We start from the raw sequence: 15,088 nt of genomic DNA, 5'->3' as shown, positions 1-15,088 counted from the left end.
CGGCATGGACGGGCAAAACGGCGAAAACATTATTTTATTTCCGAAAACGGTCGAGTATTACCAGGCGGAGCTTACCCGGATGCTGGAGACGGAACGGTATGGCCAGGCGATCCGGATGCTCCGGTTTTTGCTGGCTTGCCAAAGCGGGAATCCGGAGGCGCAGCACGAATGGCAGTCTTTGCTTCAGTGGCTGGAGATGATGTTTCCCGAAGAAACTATCGAAGGGACGTTCGAAGGGTCATGGGGTGAAGAGGAGCCGGAACCGACGGAGGACGATCTGCTTCAGTCGACTGTTCGGCAAAAGGCCGAATCGGACCGGCAGTATGCGAAAAAGCTGCTGGCCGCGCTTACGCAGACGGGCAGCGCCGATAAGCAGATGCTCGCTCTCGACCAGCTCGCTTATATCGGCAGTGCGGATATCGACGACGAGGTCAAGCGGTGGCTCGAGTCGGACGAAATGCACCCGGCCGTTCAGTTCAAAGCGCTGCAAGTGCTGAAAAAACGCGGCGCCACAGGACTTATCGAGCTGGACAAATGGAATGAAAAGGTGCTGCTGGATCTGGAAGATACCCCTGCGAGCATGGACGATTTTCCCGCGCAAATCCGCGAAATCGTGCTGAGGGTGCAGGAAATCAGCGAAGTGAGCCAGCCGATGCTTTCCTATTTCGCGGAGGAGACGTGGCGGGACTTTTTGGCTTGTGTTTACGGCACATCCATGTACCGCCAAATGCTGAAGCAGGACGCGGACACCGTCGATGTGTGGGCGTCGGCTCTTCATCTTGTTTTGCAGGAAGCGATGTTTCAGCATGCCGACAAAGACGAAATTTTCGATATGTACGGCATCACTTCGCATATGGCTTTTGCCTGGGAGCAGGCGTACCGGATCATCAAGATGTACATGAGGACGATCGGCCCTCCGAACGTGTAGGAACACTTATCACGATGTAAAGTGAAACGTATAAACATAAAGTTTTGTGACAGCAAAATTCATGCTTACAAATGCGAAAAAGAGGCACAAATTCACTCCAATGGGCACCGCGCTCAACGTAGAGCGTGTCCGACATTCGTTTTGCGTCAGCAAAACTATGGAGGACAAACGCGAACTGGCAGCGAGCACTTCCTCCCTGCGGGCGGGTCCAGGGTGCCTGAGCGCAATGTTGTCAGGTTAAGTGGGAAATAGCGGAACTATGGTTCGCTAAGTGGGGCGATTTCGGACATTTTTGAAAATTAGCGGAACTCAGGTATCTATTTGTCTGTTTTCCCAATCCACAAGCCGTTTTCTGCCGATTTAGCGCATCTCAGTTCCTCTATTTTTTCGATGGGCCCATTTTTCCGAGAATAGCGAACGTAAGCTCCTCTATTTTATAAATTATAAATTACTTATTTTCGAGGAATAACAGTTTTCAAGCGTCATTCGGTCTTCTATGGTTCAGCCCTCGATTTCGTCCATACCTGTTAACCTGACAACATTGCGCCTGAGCGCCTTAAGGGCTTTGCGGAGCAAAGCCGGCTGCGGAAGCCTGGGTCCCCCTTTAGGGGGTGGGGGGTGTCCACTCGATTTAGCAGGTGGCCCCGCCTTGAAATCGAAAACTTATGTGTTATAATGGAATGGTTATATTGGCATATGGACAACCTTAACATTAGCCAGAATGCCGGAACGTGAAAAAGTTAATGGACAATTTTTGGAGGGGAAAGCATAAAATGAAAGCAAGCTGGGAAAAGATAGAGAAGAACGTCGGAGTTCTTGACATTGAGGTAGATGCGGAGCAAGTGGCCACTGCCCTGGACAAAGCTTTTAAGAAGGTATCGCAACAAGTGACCGTACCGGGATTCCGCAAAGGCAAAGTGCCTCGCGCCATTTTTGAAGCCAGATTCGGTGTGGAAAGCTTGTACCAGGAAGCGCTGGATATCATCGTTCCTGAAAGCTATATCGAAGCTGTGCGCGAAACCGAAATTCAGCCGGTAGACCGCCCCGAAGTGGATGTCGAGCAGTTCGGCAAAGGACAAACTCTGAAGTTCAAAGCAAAAGTAACCGTCAAGCCGGAAGTAGAGCTTGGCGAATATAAAGGCATTGAAGTTACCGAACCCGATGTGAAAGTAAGCGCGGAGGAAATCGACGCGGAGCTTTCCCGCTTGCAGCAGCGTCATGCGGAGCTGATTCCGGTCGAAGGCGATGAGCCTGCGCAAAACGGAGACGTCGTTTCGATCGACTTCGAAGGTTTTGTCGACGGAGAAGCTTTCGAAGGCGGCAAGGCGGAGAAGTATTCGCTCGAGCTCGGCTCCGGTTCCTTCATTCCGGGCTTCGAAGAACAGCTCGTCGGCTTGAAAAAAGGCGAAGAGAAGGACATTACCGTCACGTTCCCGGAAGAATACCATGCGGAAAACCTGAAGGGGAAAGAAGCGGTATTCAAAATCCAGCTGCATGATATCAAACGCAAAAACCTCCCTGCGCTGGATGACGAGTTCGCCATGGACGTGAGCGAATTCGAAACGCTGGAAGAGTTCAAAAAAGATCTCGAAAGCAAAATGCAGGAGCGCAAAAAAGCGGAAGCGGACAGCAAGCTGGAAAACGAAGTGGTCGAGAAAGTCGCTGCCGCCGCAACGATCGAGATTCCTCCGGTCATGATCGAAGACGAAGCGGAGCAAATGCTGAGAGAATATGAAAACCGTCTTCGCATGCAGGGCATGAGCCTGGATATGTACTACCAGTTCACCGGCCAAAACGCGGAAGCTTTGAAGGCGGGCTGGCGCGAAGACGCGGAGAAGCGCGTGCGCAACAACCTGGTGCTCGAAGCGATCGCCAAAGCCGAAGGGTTTTCGGTAACCGACGAGGAAGTGGACGAGGAGCTGGAAAAAATGGCTCCGGCTTACAACCGTTCGGCGGATGAGCTGAAGCGCATCTTGGCGGCCAACGGCAACCTGGGCAGCCTGAAAAACGACCTGCTGACAAGAAAAGCAGTTCGATTCTTGGTGGACAACAGCAAGAAAGTTGCTCCTGTCGCTTAACAAACATAATCTATGTCCTTGCGGAAGGAGGCCGGAGCTGGGCGGCTCCGGCTTTGCCTTTCGCAGCCCCGAATACTTGCAGGCACGTGGAACCGTTCAGCGTGCCTTTGTTTTACCCTTAGGAAATACATATACATATAGCTTGGCCGAAATGACATAACACCTTAAACGTGATACAATGAAGAGGTATCCTTTTTTGGGTACACTGAAGGGTGAAGGGGTTGAAAACCAAATGAGTCTGATACCAATGGTAGTTGAGCAGGAAGGCCGCGGAGAGCGTTCCTACGACATATACTCCCGGCTTTTGAAGGATCGTATCATTTTTATCGGAAGCGCTATTGATGACGATGTAGCCAACTTGGTTATTGCGCAACTTCTCTTCTTATCCGCACAGGATTCGGAGAAAGACATACATTTGTATATCAACTCCCCGGGAGGATCGGTTACGGCCGGAATGGGCATCTACGATACGATGCAGTTCATCAAGCCGGACGTATCGACCATCTGCGTCGGGATGGCTGCCAGCATGGGATCTTTGCTGCTGACGGCCGGCGCCAAAGGCAAGCGCTTCGCGCTTCCGAACAGTGAAGTGATGATTCATCAGCCGCTCGGCGGCGTGAGAGGCCAGGCGGCGGACATCAAGATCCATGCCGACTGGATTATCCGCACGAAGCAGAAGCTGAATCAGATCTATGTCGAGCGTACGGGCCAACCGCTGGAGAAGATCGAGCGGGACACCGACCGCGACAATTTCATGAGCGCCGAGGAGGCCAAGGAATACGGCCTGATCGATGCGGTCATTACCCGTAACGAGCTGACTTAAGGAAGGAGTGATTCCATGTTTAAATTTAACGATGAGAAAGGCCAGTTGAAATGCTCCTTCTGCGGCAAGTCGCAGGATCAAGTCCGTAAACTTGTTGCAGGGCCTGGTGTATATATTTGCGACGAATGCATCGAGCTTTGTACGGAAATCGTTGAAGAGGAGCTTGGACATGAAGAAGAGCTCGATCTGAAAGACGTTCCGAAGCCGAAGGAAATCCGCGCGATTTTGGACCAATACGTAATCGGCCAGGACTACGCCAAGAAATCGCTCGCCGTTGCCGTTTACAACCATTACAAGCGGATTAATTCGCAAAGCAAGCTGGAGGACGTCGAGCTGCAAAAAAGCAACATCGTGCTCGTAGGTCCGACAGGCAGCGGGAAAACGCTGCTGGCTCAAACGCTCGCGAAAATCTTGAACGTACCGTTCGCCATTGCCGATGCTACGTCTTTGACGGAAGCCGGTTATGTCGGCGAGGACGTTGAAAATATTTTGCTCAAGCTCATTCAAGCGGCAGATTACGATGTGGAAAAAGCCGAGCGAGGCATCATTTACATCGACGAAATCGATAAAGTGGCGCGCAAGTCGGAAAATCCGTCCATCACCCGCGACGTATCCGGCGAAGGCGTGCAGCAGGCGCTTCTGAAAATTTTGGAAGGTACGGTCGCTTCCGTGCCGCCGCAAGGCGGACGCAAGCATCCGCATCAGGAGTTTATCCAGATCGATACGACGAACATCCTGTTCATTTGCGGCGGCGCATTTGACGGTCTCGAGCAGATCATTAAACGGCGCATCGGCAAAAAGGTGATCGGGTTCGGCACGGACGGCCAAAAGGCCGATTTGAAGCCGGGCGAATATTTGTCGCTCGTTTTGCCGGAAGACCTGCTCAAATTCGGGCTAATTCCCGAGTTCGTCGGCCGTTTACCGGTCATCTCGACGCTCGAGCCGCTCGATGAGGCAGCGCTCGTCCGCATCTTGACCGAGCCGAAAAACGCGCTTGTCAAGCAGTATCAGAAGATGCTGGAGATGGATAACGTTACGCTCGAGTTTACTCCGGAGGCGCTGGAAGCAATCGCCAAGGAAGCGATCAAGCGCAACACCGGCGCACGCGGGCTGCGGGCGATCATTGAAAGCATCATGCTGGAAGTGATGTTCGAAGCGCCTTCCCGCACGGATGTGAACAACTGCGTCATCACTAAAGAAGTCGTTGCGGATAAAATCATCCCGACGCTGACTCATAAAGATGACCAGCCTTCGAAGAAAAAAGAGGAAAGCGCGTAAAGCCAACCTTACAATAAACCGTCAAACAGCCTCCAATTTGAGAAGCGGCGCTGCCGCTTTTCAGAGCGGAGGATGTTTGGCATCATGGGAGAGATCCATTTTATGTTTCATCGTACGGAAACGATCCCGGTCAAAGTAGGAGATTTGACGATCGGCGGCAGTAACGAAGTGATTATTCAGAGCATGTGTACAACCAAGACAGCCGATGTGAAGGCGACCGTTGCCGAAATTCACCGGCTGGAGGAGGCGGGCTGCCAGATCGTCCGCGTAACCGTCAACAACAAGGAAGCGGCTGATGCGATCAAAGAGATCAAGAAGCAGATCTCCATCCCGCTTGTTGCGGATATACATTTTGACCACCGGCTGGCGCTGGCCGCCATCGAAAACGGCATCGACAAGGTCCGGATCAACCCGGGCAATATCGGTCGCCGCGAGAAGGTGGAAGCAGTCGTAAAAGCGTGTAAGGAGCGGAATATTCCGATCCGGATTGGCGTCAATGCGGGGTCCTTGGAAAATCACCTGCTGGAAAAGTACGGCTATCCGACGCCAGAGGCGATGGTGGAAAGCGCTTTGTACCATATCGGGATCTTGGAGGAGCTCGATTTTCACAATATTATCGTCTCCTTGAAAGCGTCGGACGTGCCTATGGCGATTGCAGCTTATACGCAAGCGGCAAAAGCGTTCCGCTACCCGCTGCATTTGGGTATTACCGAGGCAGGCACGCTGTTCTCCGGTACGGTCAAAAGCGCGGCCGGTCTCGGTGTGCTGCTTAATATGGGCCTCGGCTCGACCATCCGCATCTCGCTGAGCGCCGATCCGGTCGAAGAAGTGAAAGTATGCCGCGAGCTGCTGAAAACGTTCGGGCTGATCACCAACGCTGCGACGCTCGTCTCTTGTCCGACGTGCGGACGTCTGGATATCGACTTGTTTTCGATCGCTAACGAGGTCGAGGAATACATCTCCAAGATCAAGGTGCCGATCAAGGTGTCGGTTCTCGGCTGTGCCGTCAACGGCCCGGGCGAAGCCCGCGAGGCGGATATCGGCATCGCCGGCGCCCGCGGCGAAGGGATGCTGTTCCGCTACGGCGAGATGGTCCGCAAAGTGCCGGAAGCCGACCTGCTGAACGAACTCAAGCGCGAGATCGACAATATCGTCAAGCATTACGAAGCGACCGGCGAAATCCCCGGCCGCAAGCAGCATGCCTGATTCGGGCATGTTTAAAAATCATTATGCAAGCCAAAAGGCCATGCCCGACAATGTCGGGTATGGCCTTTTTTTTGTACTGTACTGTGTGTGGGAGTTTGAAAAGTAGAGCGTGTCCGCCATCGGTTTTGCTTAGGGCAAAACCATGCCGGACAAACGCGAGCGCGAGGCACATATACGCTCCTATGGCACCGCTCAACTGTTAAGCGTGTCGGGCATAGGATTTTTTGCGCTGAGCCAAAAAATCCATGTCCGACAGACGCGACCTAGAAGCGAGCATTCCCGGACTACGGGCGGGTCCAGGGCGCCCGAGCGCCTGGGGTCCCCCCGGTGGGGGGATTTAGGGGGGCACAATGGGGCATACCAATACTAAGACCCCTGAAAGGAGGCAAACCTTTTGAAACGCAAATCAATTCTTGCCCTGATGTGCGCATTCGTTATCACAACCGGTACCGCGGCATCTGCGGAACCCGGCAAAGCGGGCGGCGTGCTGGAAGAGCTGCCTGTGCCGCAAACCGCCAAGAAGAAGGTCGCCATCGTTATAGACGATTTCGGCAACAGCATGACGGGCACCGAGGAGATGATGGAGCTGCCGATCCCTTTTACCGCGGCGGTGATGCCGTTTCTCCCGACGACGAAACGCGACGCGGAATGGGCGCACCGTACCGGCCGCCAGGTGATCCTGCATCTGCCGATGGAACCGGTTCGCGGAAAGAAAAGCTGGCTGGGACCGAAGGCGATTACAACCGATCTGAGCGATGAGGAAGTGCGCAAACGTGTGCTCGAGGCGCTTGATGACGTACCCCACGCGGTCGGCATCAATAATCATATGGGCTCCAAGGTGACGGCGGATGAAAGGATTATGCGGATCATTCTCGGGATTTGCAAGGAGAGAGGATTGTTTTATCTCGACAGCCGGACAACGCCGAAGACCGTAGTTCCTAAGCTGGCGGCGGAACTCGGAGTAAAAACGGTCGGCAACGATCTGTTTTTCGACGATATATATACGCGCGGTCACGTCTTGAAGCAAATGCAAAAGCTGCGCAAGCGGATCAAAGAATATGACACGTCCGTTGCCATCGGGCATGTCGGGCCCCCGGGGAAGCACACAGCGGCCGTAATAAAACAATCTGTACCGGGGCTGCAGGCTACCGTCGATTTTGTGCCCGTATCGAAGCTGGTTCGGTAACGAACCGGCTTTTTCAATGGAAATCTTCGAGTTACCGGTTCTTCAGTATCAAATATTGCCGCACCCCGGCGGCGATGCGGTCGGCAAGCAATCGTTGTCCCTGGGGAGTCGTCAAACGCGTACGGTCCTCTTCGTTTGTGATGAAACCAAGCTCCACGATGACGGAAGGTGCTTTCGAGTGATTAAGCAAGTAATAAGGTTTGCCGTACACAGGAAGTTCGGATGTGCCGCAGGCGTCATTCAGCTGTTTTTGCAGCAGCTGAGCCAGCAAAATGCTTTGCGGATTGCGTTGATACAGCACGAGCGGCCCTTTTTTATAAGGCTTGGGAGACCAGTTGATATGCAGGCTGATGACCGCTTTCGGTTTGACCTCGTTCGCCAAATGAGTCCGTTGAGCCAAATCCTTGCGATGGCGCGAATATGAACGCAGCCATTTATTTTCGTCGCTGAGCGCATAATCGTCCACTCGGTTGATCAGCACGGCAAGACCTTGTTTATGTAAATTTTCATAAGTAAGTTTGGCAATTTGCAGGTTCAGGTCCTTTTCGTCCAAATTGCCGTATTTGGTGCCGCTATCGATCCCCCCATGACCTACATCGATCATGACGTCGGTTTGTCCCAATATCGGGTGCGCTTCCGTAAAAGCGGCGAATCCCGCGGCAACCGTCAGGAGCATTACCCAAAGAATCAGTACACGAATGGATTGTCTTTCCATGTAATTTCCTCCCTGGATCAACCGTAAATTCATTTCTTTTCGAACGGATCGCGCCGCCTTATATTCAGTTTTAGCGTTCTCCTTTGCCGCAAAGTCATACATTCGAAGAAAATGTTTGCACCCGCAGGCGATTAACCCGAAAAGGGAAAGGCAATACTACCATGTATTAGCATTGCCGCCGAGTTTCCCTCGCGTTAGACAGCTGCTATTTTTTCCCATGAAGCCCGTGATAACTTTTGAAGCCGGTTTTTGCAGGGCGCAAAAACCATTAGGAGGAGATCAGCATGAGCTTAAGTTTGATTTTGATGGTCATTCAGTTGTTTTTTGCCGTTGTGATCGGGTTGTACTTCTGGAATTTGCTCCGCAACCAGCAGACGAACCGGACCGCTATCGATAAGGAATCGCGAAAAGAGATGGAAAAGCTGCGCAAGCTGCGTTCGATCACGCTTTCTAAGCCGCTTGCCGAAAAAACAAGACCTTCTTCCATGAACGATATCGTCGGGCAAAAGGAGGGACTTAAGGCACTTAAAGCGGCGTTATGCGGCCCTAACCCGCAGCATGTTATCATCTACGGCCCTCCGGGCGTCGGCAAGACGGCAGCGGCCCGCGTCGTGCTTGAGGAAGCGAAGAAAAACGAAAATTCGCCGTTTCGCCAGGATGCGAAATTTACCGAAGTGGATGCGACGACGGCCCGTTTCGACGAACGGGGAATCGCCGATCCGCTGATCGGCTCCGTGCACGATCCGATTTATCAGGGGGCCGGGGCGATGGGCGTTGCCGGAATTCCGCAGCCGAAAGCCGGCGCCGTGACGAAAGCGCATGGGGGGATCTTGTTCATCGATGAAATCGGTGAATTGCATCCTTATCAAATGAATAAATTATTAAAGGTGCTTGAGGACCGTAAAGTATATTTGGAAAGTGCCTACTATAATTCCGAGGACACGAATATCCCGAGCTACATCCACGATATTTTCCAAAACGGGCTGCCGGCCGATTTCCGCCTCGTCGGAGCGACGACGCGGATGCCGCAGGAAATACCGCCGGCGATTCGCTCGCGGTGCATGGAGATCTTTTTCCGGCCGCTGCTTCCAAGCGAGATCGGCGAGATTGCCGCCAACGCGCTGAAAAAAATCGGTTTCCCGGAAAGCACGGAAGCGATCGAAGTCGTGAAGAAATATGCCACGAACGGCCGCGAGGCGGTCAATATCGTGCAGCTCGCTGCGGGACTCGCGATGACGGACAAGCGCGACCACGTGACGCCGGCCGATATGGAATGGGTTATCAACAGCTCGCAAATCCCGCCTCGCCCGGAGAAAAAAATCGCCGCGAAGCCGGAAATCGGCCTCGTCAACGGCTTGGCCGTCTACGGGCCTAACCAGGGCACGCTGATCGACATCGAGGTGACGGCGATTCCCGTCCTTCATCCCGGGACAGGCAGCTTCAACATCACCGGAGTCGTCGACGAGGAGGAGATGGGCGGCGGCAGCCGCACGCTGCGCCGCAAGAGCATGGCCCGCGGCTCCGTGGAAAACGTGCTGACCGTACTCAAACGGCTCGGACTGACACCGCAAAATTACGATCTGCACATCAATTTCCCGGGCGGCATCCCGATCGACGGTCCGTCCGCCGGCATTTCGATGGCGACGGCAATCGCATCGGCCATTCATAAAATCCCGGTCGACAATAAAATCGCGATGACGGGCGAGGTCAGCATCCACGGCAAGGTCAAACCGATCGGCGGCGTTGTCGCTAAGGTGGAGGCGGCTTTTCAAGCCGGTGCGACCAAAGTGATTATCCCGAAGGAGAACTGGCAGGAGATTTTCAGCGGATTAAACGGCCTGGAGGTCATTCCGGTCGATTCGATCGAAGAGGTGCTTTACCATGCCTTAAGCATAGAGCTTCCGGGTTCGATCGATACGGTTCCCGCCTCGGATAGCCTGTCCGCGGCATCGGTGACGATATTGCATGCGGAGTCGTCCGAAAAGTAACGTCCTGAGCGTCGGCCTATCTTTGGCAGTGAAATTGGTGTTTTGCGGCTGAGTTTGATAAAATGTTAACTACAGCAGTGGGAAGTCAAACGGAGGTGCTGACAATGGGACCTAACAAACCAAAGCTGCGGAGGCTGCCTTTGCTGCCTTTGAGAGGGCTGCTCGTATATCCCAGCATGGTGCTCCATTTGGACGTAGGCCGCGAAAAATCGGTCAAGGCTTTGGAGAAGGCCATGGTGGAAGACAGTATGATCCTTCTCTGCTCGCAATCCGAGATTAATATAGAGGAACCGACAACCGAGGATATTTACCGTATCGGGACGATCGCGAAAGTAAGGCAAATGCTCAAGCTGCCGAACGGAACGATTCGGGTGTTGGTCGAAGGTGTCGTGCGCGCGGAAGTGACCGATTTTCTTCCGAACGACACGTATTACGAAGTGATGGTGAAAGAACTGCCGGAGCAGGAGACGACCGATCCGGAGATCGACGCCTTGATGCGAACGGTGCTGAACCAATTCGAGCACTACATCAACCTGTCGAAAAAGGTGACGCCGGAGACGCTCGCCGCGGTGTCCGATATCGACGAGCCCGGACGGCTCGCCGACGTTATCTGCAGCCATCTCTCGCTCAAAATCAAAGACAAGCAGGAAATTCTCGAAACCGTCGATGTGAAGGAACGGCTGGAGAAGCTGCTTAACATTTTGAACAACGAGCGCGAGGTGCTGGAGCTTGAGCGCAAGATCAGCCAGCGCGTCAAGAAGCAGATGGAGAAGACGCAGAAGGAATATTACCTTCGCGAGCAAATGAAGGCGATCCAGAAGGAACTTGGCGACAAGGAAGGCCGCGCAGGCGAAGTCGAGGAGCTGCGTAATCAGCTTGCGGAAGCGGGCGTGCCGGACAAAGTACGGGAGAAGATCGAGAAGGAGATCGACCGACTGGAAAAGATGCCGGCCACTTCTGCGGAAGGCGGCGTCATTCGCAACTATATCGACTGGCTGCTGACGCTGCCGTGGTCGAAGCAGACGGAAGACGACCTGGACATCAAGAAAGCCGAAGAAATTTTGGACGAGGATCATTTCGGCCTGGAGAAGCCGAAGGAGCGCGTACTCGAATATTTGGCCGTGCAAAAGCTGGTGAAAAAGCTGAAAGGGCCGATTCTCTGTCTCGTAGGGCCTCCCGGCGTCGGTAAAACGTCGATCGCGCGGTCGATCGCTCGTTCGCTCGGACGCGAGTTTATTCGCATCTCGCTTGGCGGCGTCAGAGACGAAGCGGAAATCCGCGGACATCGCCGCACGTATGTCGGCGCTATGCCGGGCCGGATCATCCAGGGGATGAAAAACGCCGGCTCGAACAATCCGGTGTTTTTGCTCGACGAAATCGACAAGATGGCGATGGACTTCCGCGGCGACCCGGCTTCGGCGCTGCTCGAGGTGCTCGATCCGGAGCAGAACAGCACTTTTAGCGATCATTTCATAGAAGTTCCGTTTGATTTATCGAACGTGATGTTCGTGACGACCGCCAATGCCATACACAACATTCCGCGACCGCTGCTCGACCGGATGGAAGTGCTGTACATTCCGGGGTATACGGAAATCGAGAAGCTCGAAATCGCGAAAAAATATTTGCTGCCGAAGCAGAAGCGCGATCACGGGCTTGAGGACGGTCAGCTTCACATCGACGAACAGACGCTCATGCGCGTTGTTCGCGAGTATACCCGCGAGGCTGGCGTGCGAAACCTGGAGCAGCAAATCGCTTCCCTGTGCCGTAAAGCTGCCAAGGAAATCGTGGCCGGAAGCTCCGCGGTGCATATTCACCCGGCCAACCTGAAGGATTACCTTGGACCGGCAAAGTTCCGCTTCGGCGTGGCCGAGGAGCGCGACCAGGTGGGCGCCGTAACAGGGCTTGCCTGGACGGAGGTCGGCGGCGAAACGATGGTTATCGAGGTGACAGTGATGCCGGGGAACGGCAAGCTGACGCTGACCGGCAAGCTCGGCGACGTCATGAAGGAATCGGCGCAGGCCGCTTTCAGCTATACGAGATCCCGTGTTGAGCAGCTGAATATACAGCCGGACTTCCATGAAAAATTCGACATCCACATCCACATTCCGGAAGGGGCTATTCCGAAGGACGGTCCTTCGGCCGGGATCACGATGGCGACGGCGCTTATTTCCGCGCTGACGAACATTCCGGTATCGAAGCAGGTCGCGATGACCGGAGAAATTACGCTGCGCGGCAGGGTTTTGCCGATCGGCGGTCTCAAGGAAAAAACGCTCGCTGCTCATCGCGCCGGGATCCGCACGGTTCTTTTGCCCAAGGACAATGAAAAGGATATCGAGGAAATTCCGGAGAGCGTGCGCCGCGAGATCAATTTCTTTCCGGTGTCCCATATGGACGAAGTGCTCCAGCATGCGCTGGTGAAACCCGTTCAGGTTTAGAAATTAATGATGCAAACCAGCTTATTTTGGGAAAGTGTGGAAAAACGATATGAAGGTCAATCAGGCTGAATTTATTATCAGCGCGGTTGGTCCCGCTCAATATCCTGCGGACGCCTTGCCGGAGATCGCTCTGGCAGGGCGTTCCAATGTGGGCAAATCGTCGCTGATCAATCGGATGATTAGCCGCAAAAATTTGGCGCGGACCAGCTCGAAGCCGGGAAAAACCCAGCAGCTGAACTATTACAAAATCAATCAGGACTTATATTTCGTCGATTTGCCCGGCTACGGCTATGCCCAGGTATCGAAAACGGAGCGCGCCAAATGGGGCAAATTCATCGAGCAGTATATTTTGAAGCGGGAATATTTGAAGCTGCTGCTGCATATCATTGACCTGCGCCATCCTCCGACGAAGGACGACCAAAGCATGCACGAATGGCTGAGGGCGAACGGTATTCCGGTATGTGTCGTCACGACCAAGGCGGACAAAATTTCGCGCGGCCAGTGGCAGAAGCACTTGAAAATTATCCGCGAAGGACTCGGCATGGACAAATCCGAGCCGATCGTGCTTTTTTCTTCCGAAACGGGGCAAGGAAAAGACGAATTATGGAGCATTATCGAGCAACATATCGGCTGGGGCGGGCAGGAGACAGAGCCGCCGGCACCGGACACAAGCGCGGAGAAATCCGAAGTTCTTTAATTACGGGAACTTCGGATTTTTTTGTTTAAGCACGGAATAGGCTTGAAGGCTGGCGGCACTTTTGGGGGATTAGCAGCAGTGAAAGCGCTTGTCCAATTTGTCGTCTACGGTAGGGAAACGCAGAACTTACGCAGGGATTCGGAGTTTTTTAAGGATCAGATGCATCTCCCGATGCCGAAATCGCGGATTTTACAGGTTTTCCCCTGAATTCAATGAAATCGTGAGGAGGATTATTAACGGATTATGTAGTATAATGTGATTAGAATAAGCGGAAAGTATAAAGCGTCATGGTTTGAAAACAATGAATCGAGGGATTTTTATGGCAATGAGGTTAGCGACTGAATATGTCAAAACCCGCATGCAACTAACGGAAGAGCAGTTCGCCGAGTTTATTCAAATGTTTGTGAACCATCAAGCTTCGCTCCAGGTCAAAGTGCTGGAAAACGGAAATCATGAGGTGGTACTTCAAGACGACGCGGGTCAAGACGTGATCCTCTCGTTCGAACGGAAATGGAATTATTACGTGCTGCAAGGTTCCTGCCGGATTACGAATATGAATCTGGTCAATCTGATGCGCAAGGCCGTATCATCCTTCAAAGGAAGCGCGATCGTGCACCGCATTTACTCTTCGTACACGATGGTCTATCAATACGAACGCGGAACCGTGGTTAAAATTACGGAAATGAGAGACACCGGGCAAAAAGTGATTTACGAATATCGGGATACCGCAGGAGAACTGCAGCAGCTGTTCCAAAAGGATGCCGTGGAACAGGAAATCGGCATGATTCAGGAGCAGATCGACGGCTTGCTCGATTTGCGGAACAGCATGACGGAAACGGAAATTCGCCGGCACATCGACGGCCGCTTAAAGGCGCTTACGCATCGGCTGTTCGTGCTGGAGGCTTAACTTATATAAATTGTGAGAGAAGAACTCTTTGCTTTTGCGAAGGGTTCTTTTTTGTGCGGAACAGCTTTGCGGATATGTGACGATTTGTTTACAATTGTAAAGAGGTGATGTTAAAGATGGCGGACAAAGATAAGCGCGAAAAAAAGGCGGAGCACGTTAAAGAAGAACCAATGACTTATGCGGAGTATGCGGCATTGCCGGACGACGGGCGGCTTTACGAGCTGGTGGAAGGCAGGTTGGAGATGCTGGCGAGCCCTGAGTTCAAACATCGGCTTGTCATTCGCGCAGTGGATCTAAAAATGAACGATTCCTGCAGGCAGGATTACATCATTGTGCAAGGCCCTGTTGACGTAGTGATCTCGGATTATGAGGTCAGAGTGCCGGATATCGTGATGATCCACCGTTCCCGCTTGAACGTAGCCACCCGCAAACGGATTATCGGACCGCCTGATCTCGTCGTTGAAGTGATGTCCCCATCGACCTTGCGCCGCGACCGGCTCGGCAAACTTCGCTCTTATGCCGCATTCGGCATTCCCGAGTATTGGATCGTTGACCCGAATAACGAGACGCTCGAGCAGTATGTGCTCCAGGATGGGCGCTACGAGCTGCACGAGGTTTATGCAGGGGACGATCAAGTGCGTTCCAAGCGGCTGCCCTGTGTGCTTTTTACAATGAATGAGGTCATGAAGGAGGTTCCCGACTTGCCCGACGAATCTTAACTTGTGCTGGAACACATGGCAAGCATTCGTCATATGTTGTGCATTGTGCGGCGGTTTTATAAGGGAAATACACCCTGCCCAAAAAAAAGTATTGCAATTCTGGTCAATAGATGTTATTTTTATTTTCG

Annotated in this window: 12 protein-coding genes; 11 read left to right on the top strand and 1 reads right to left on the bottom strand. The window is 53.1% G+C overall.

The window, feature by feature from the left end; genetic code table 11:
• Positions 1–4 precede the first annotated feature (4 nt).
• From MYS68_RS19510 to MYS68_RS19485, 6 genes are all read left to right on the top strand, one after another.
• On the top strand, positions 5–928 hold the full coding sequence (locus MYS68_RS19510) for a hypothetical protein (protein WP_248927450.1): 924 nt from the start codon (positions 5–7) through the stop codon (positions 926–928).
• A 773-nt stretch (positions 929–1,701) separates the two neighbouring features.
• Positions 1,702–3,006 carry a trigger factor gene (tig, locus tag MYS68_RS19505; RefSeq protein ID WP_248927449.1) on the top strand — a complete coding sequence of 435 codons (1,305 nt, stop codon included), beginning with the start codon at positions 1,702–1,704 and terminating at the stop codon, positions 3,004–3,006.
• 232 nt (positions 3,007–3,238) lie between these two features.
• On the top strand, positions 3,239–3,829 hold the full coding sequence (gene clpP, locus MYS68_RS19500) for an ATP-dependent Clp endopeptidase proteolytic subunit ClpP (RefSeq protein WP_248927448.1): 591 nt from the start codon (positions 3,239–3,241) through the stop codon (positions 3,827–3,829).
• Positions 3,830–3,844: 15 nt separating this feature from the next.
• Complete coding sequence (clpX, locus tag MYS68_RS19495) at positions 3,845–5,107, top strand: ATP-dependent protease ATP-binding subunit ClpX (protein ID WP_248927447.1); 1,263 nt, start codon at positions 3,845–3,847, stop codon at positions 5,105–5,107.
• Positions 5,108–5,209: 102 nt separating this feature from the next.
• Positions 5,210–6,313: a flavodoxin-dependent (E)-4-hydroxy-3-methylbut-2-enyl-diphosphate synthase gene (gene ispG / locus MYS68_RS19490; RefSeq protein ID WP_248927446.1), complete on the top strand. Its 1,104-nt coding sequence runs from the start codon at positions 5,210–5,212 to the stop codon at positions 6,311–6,313.
• Positions 6,314–6,707: 394 nt separating this feature from the next.
• The gene (locus MYS68_RS19485; RefSeq protein WP_248927445.1) at positions 6,708–7,499 is read left to right on the top strand and encodes a divergent polysaccharide deacetylase family protein; all 792 of its coding nucleotides are present in this window, start codon (positions 6,708–6,710) and stop codon (positions 7,497–7,499) included.
• Positions 7,500–7,530: 31 nt separating this feature from the next.
• Here MYS68_RS19485 and MYS68_RS19480 read toward each other — a convergent pair whose 3' ends face one another.
• Positions 7,531–8,214, bottom strand: a complete 684-nt coding sequence (locus tag MYS68_RS19480; RefSeq protein ID WP_248927444.1) for an N-acetylmuramoyl-L-alanine amidase family protein — start codon at positions 8,212–8,214, stop codon at positions 7,531–7,533.
• Between the two features lie 284 nt (positions 8,215–8,498).
• Here MYS68_RS19480 and lonB point away from each other — a divergent pair, with 284 nt between their 5' ends.
• The 5 genes from lonB to MYS68_RS19455 all read left to right on the top strand — a co-directional run bounded on the left by lonB (position 8,499) and on the right by MYS68_RS19455 (position 14,960).
• Positions 8,499–10,202, top strand: a complete 1,704-nt coding sequence (gene lonB / locus MYS68_RS19475; protein ID WP_248927443.1) for an ATP-dependent protease LonB — start codon at positions 8,499–8,501, stop codon at positions 10,200–10,202.
• 104 nt (positions 10,203–10,306) lie between these two features.
• Positions 10,307–12,637: an endopeptidase La gene (gene lon, locus MYS68_RS19470; RefSeq protein ID WP_248927442.1), complete on the top strand. Its 2,331-nt coding sequence runs from the start codon at positions 10,307–10,309 to the stop codon at positions 12,635–12,637.
• Positions 12,638–12,686: 49 nt separating this feature from the next.
• Entirely contained in the window at positions 12,687–13,334 is a 648-nt protein-coding gene (yihA, locus tag MYS68_RS19465) for a ribosome biogenesis GTP-binding protein YihA/YsxC (RefSeq protein ID WP_248927441.1), read from the top strand.
• 319 nt (positions 13,335–13,653) lie between these two features.
• Positions 13,654–14,241, top strand: a complete 588-nt coding sequence (locus tag MYS68_RS19460; protein WP_248927440.1) for a non-ribosomal peptide synthetase module — start codon at positions 13,654–13,656, stop codon at positions 14,239–14,241.
• A 116-nt stretch (positions 14,242–14,357) separates the two neighbouring features.
• Complete coding sequence (locus MYS68_RS19455) at positions 14,358–14,960, top strand: Uma2 family endonuclease (RefSeq protein WP_248927439.1); 603 nt, start codon at positions 14,358–14,360, stop codon at positions 14,958–14,960.
• Positions 14,961–15,088 lie beyond the last annotated feature (128 nt).

Origin of the sequence: Paenibacillus hamazuiensis, from assembly GCF_023276405.1 — a bacterium.
Classification (GTDB): domain Bacteria; phylum Bacillota; class Bacilli; order Paenibacillales; family NBRC-103111; genus Paenibacillus_AF; species Paenibacillus_AF hamazuiensis.
The sequence above is the reverse complement of the archived record's forward strand: the minus strand, read 5'-3'. Positions and strand labels throughout refer to the sequence as shown.

Bases quoted from the DNA above. Each gene is read 5' to 3' on its own strand.
- lon (WP_248927442.1), top strand. From the start codon at position 10,307: ATGGGACCTAACAAACCAAAGCTGCGGAGGCTGCCTTTGCTGCCTTTG.
- clpP (WP_248927448.1), top strand. From the start codon at position 3,239: ATGAGTCTGATACCAATGGTAGTTGAGCAGGAAGGCCGCGGAGAGCGT.
- ispG (WP_248927446.1), top strand. From the start codon at position 5,210: ATGTTTCATCGTACGGAAACGATCCCGGTCAAAGTAGGAGATTTGACG.
- MYS68_RS19510 (WP_248927450.1), top strand. From the start codon at position 5: ATGGACGGGCAAAACGGCGAAAACATTATTTTATTTCCGAAAACGGTC.
- MYS68_RS19460 (WP_248927440.1), top strand. From the start codon at position 13,654: ATGGCAATGAGGTTAGCGACTGAATATGTCAAAACCCGCATGCAACTA.
- yihA (WP_248927441.1), top strand. From the start codon at position 12,687: ATGAAGGTCAATCAGGCTGAATTTATTATCAGCGCGGTTGGTCCCGCT.
- MYS68_RS19455 (WP_248927439.1), top strand. From the start codon at position 14,358: ATGGCGGACAAAGATAAGCGCGAAAAAAAGGCGGAGCACGTTAAAGAA.
- lonB (WP_248927443.1), top strand. From the start codon at position 8,499: ATGAGCTTAAGTTTGATTTTGATGGTCATTCAGTTGTTTTTTGCCGTT.
- tig (WP_248927449.1), top strand. From the start codon at position 1,702: ATGAAAGCAAGCTGGGAAAAGATAGAGAAGAACGTCGGAGTTCTTGAC.
- MYS68_RS19480 (WP_248927444.1), bottom strand. From the start codon at position 8,214: ATGGAAAGACAATCCATTCGTGTACTGATTCTTTGGGTAATGCTCCTG.
- clpX (WP_248927447.1), top strand. From the start codon at position 3,845: ATGTTTAAATTTAACGATGAGAAAGGCCAGTTGAAATGCTCCTTCTGC.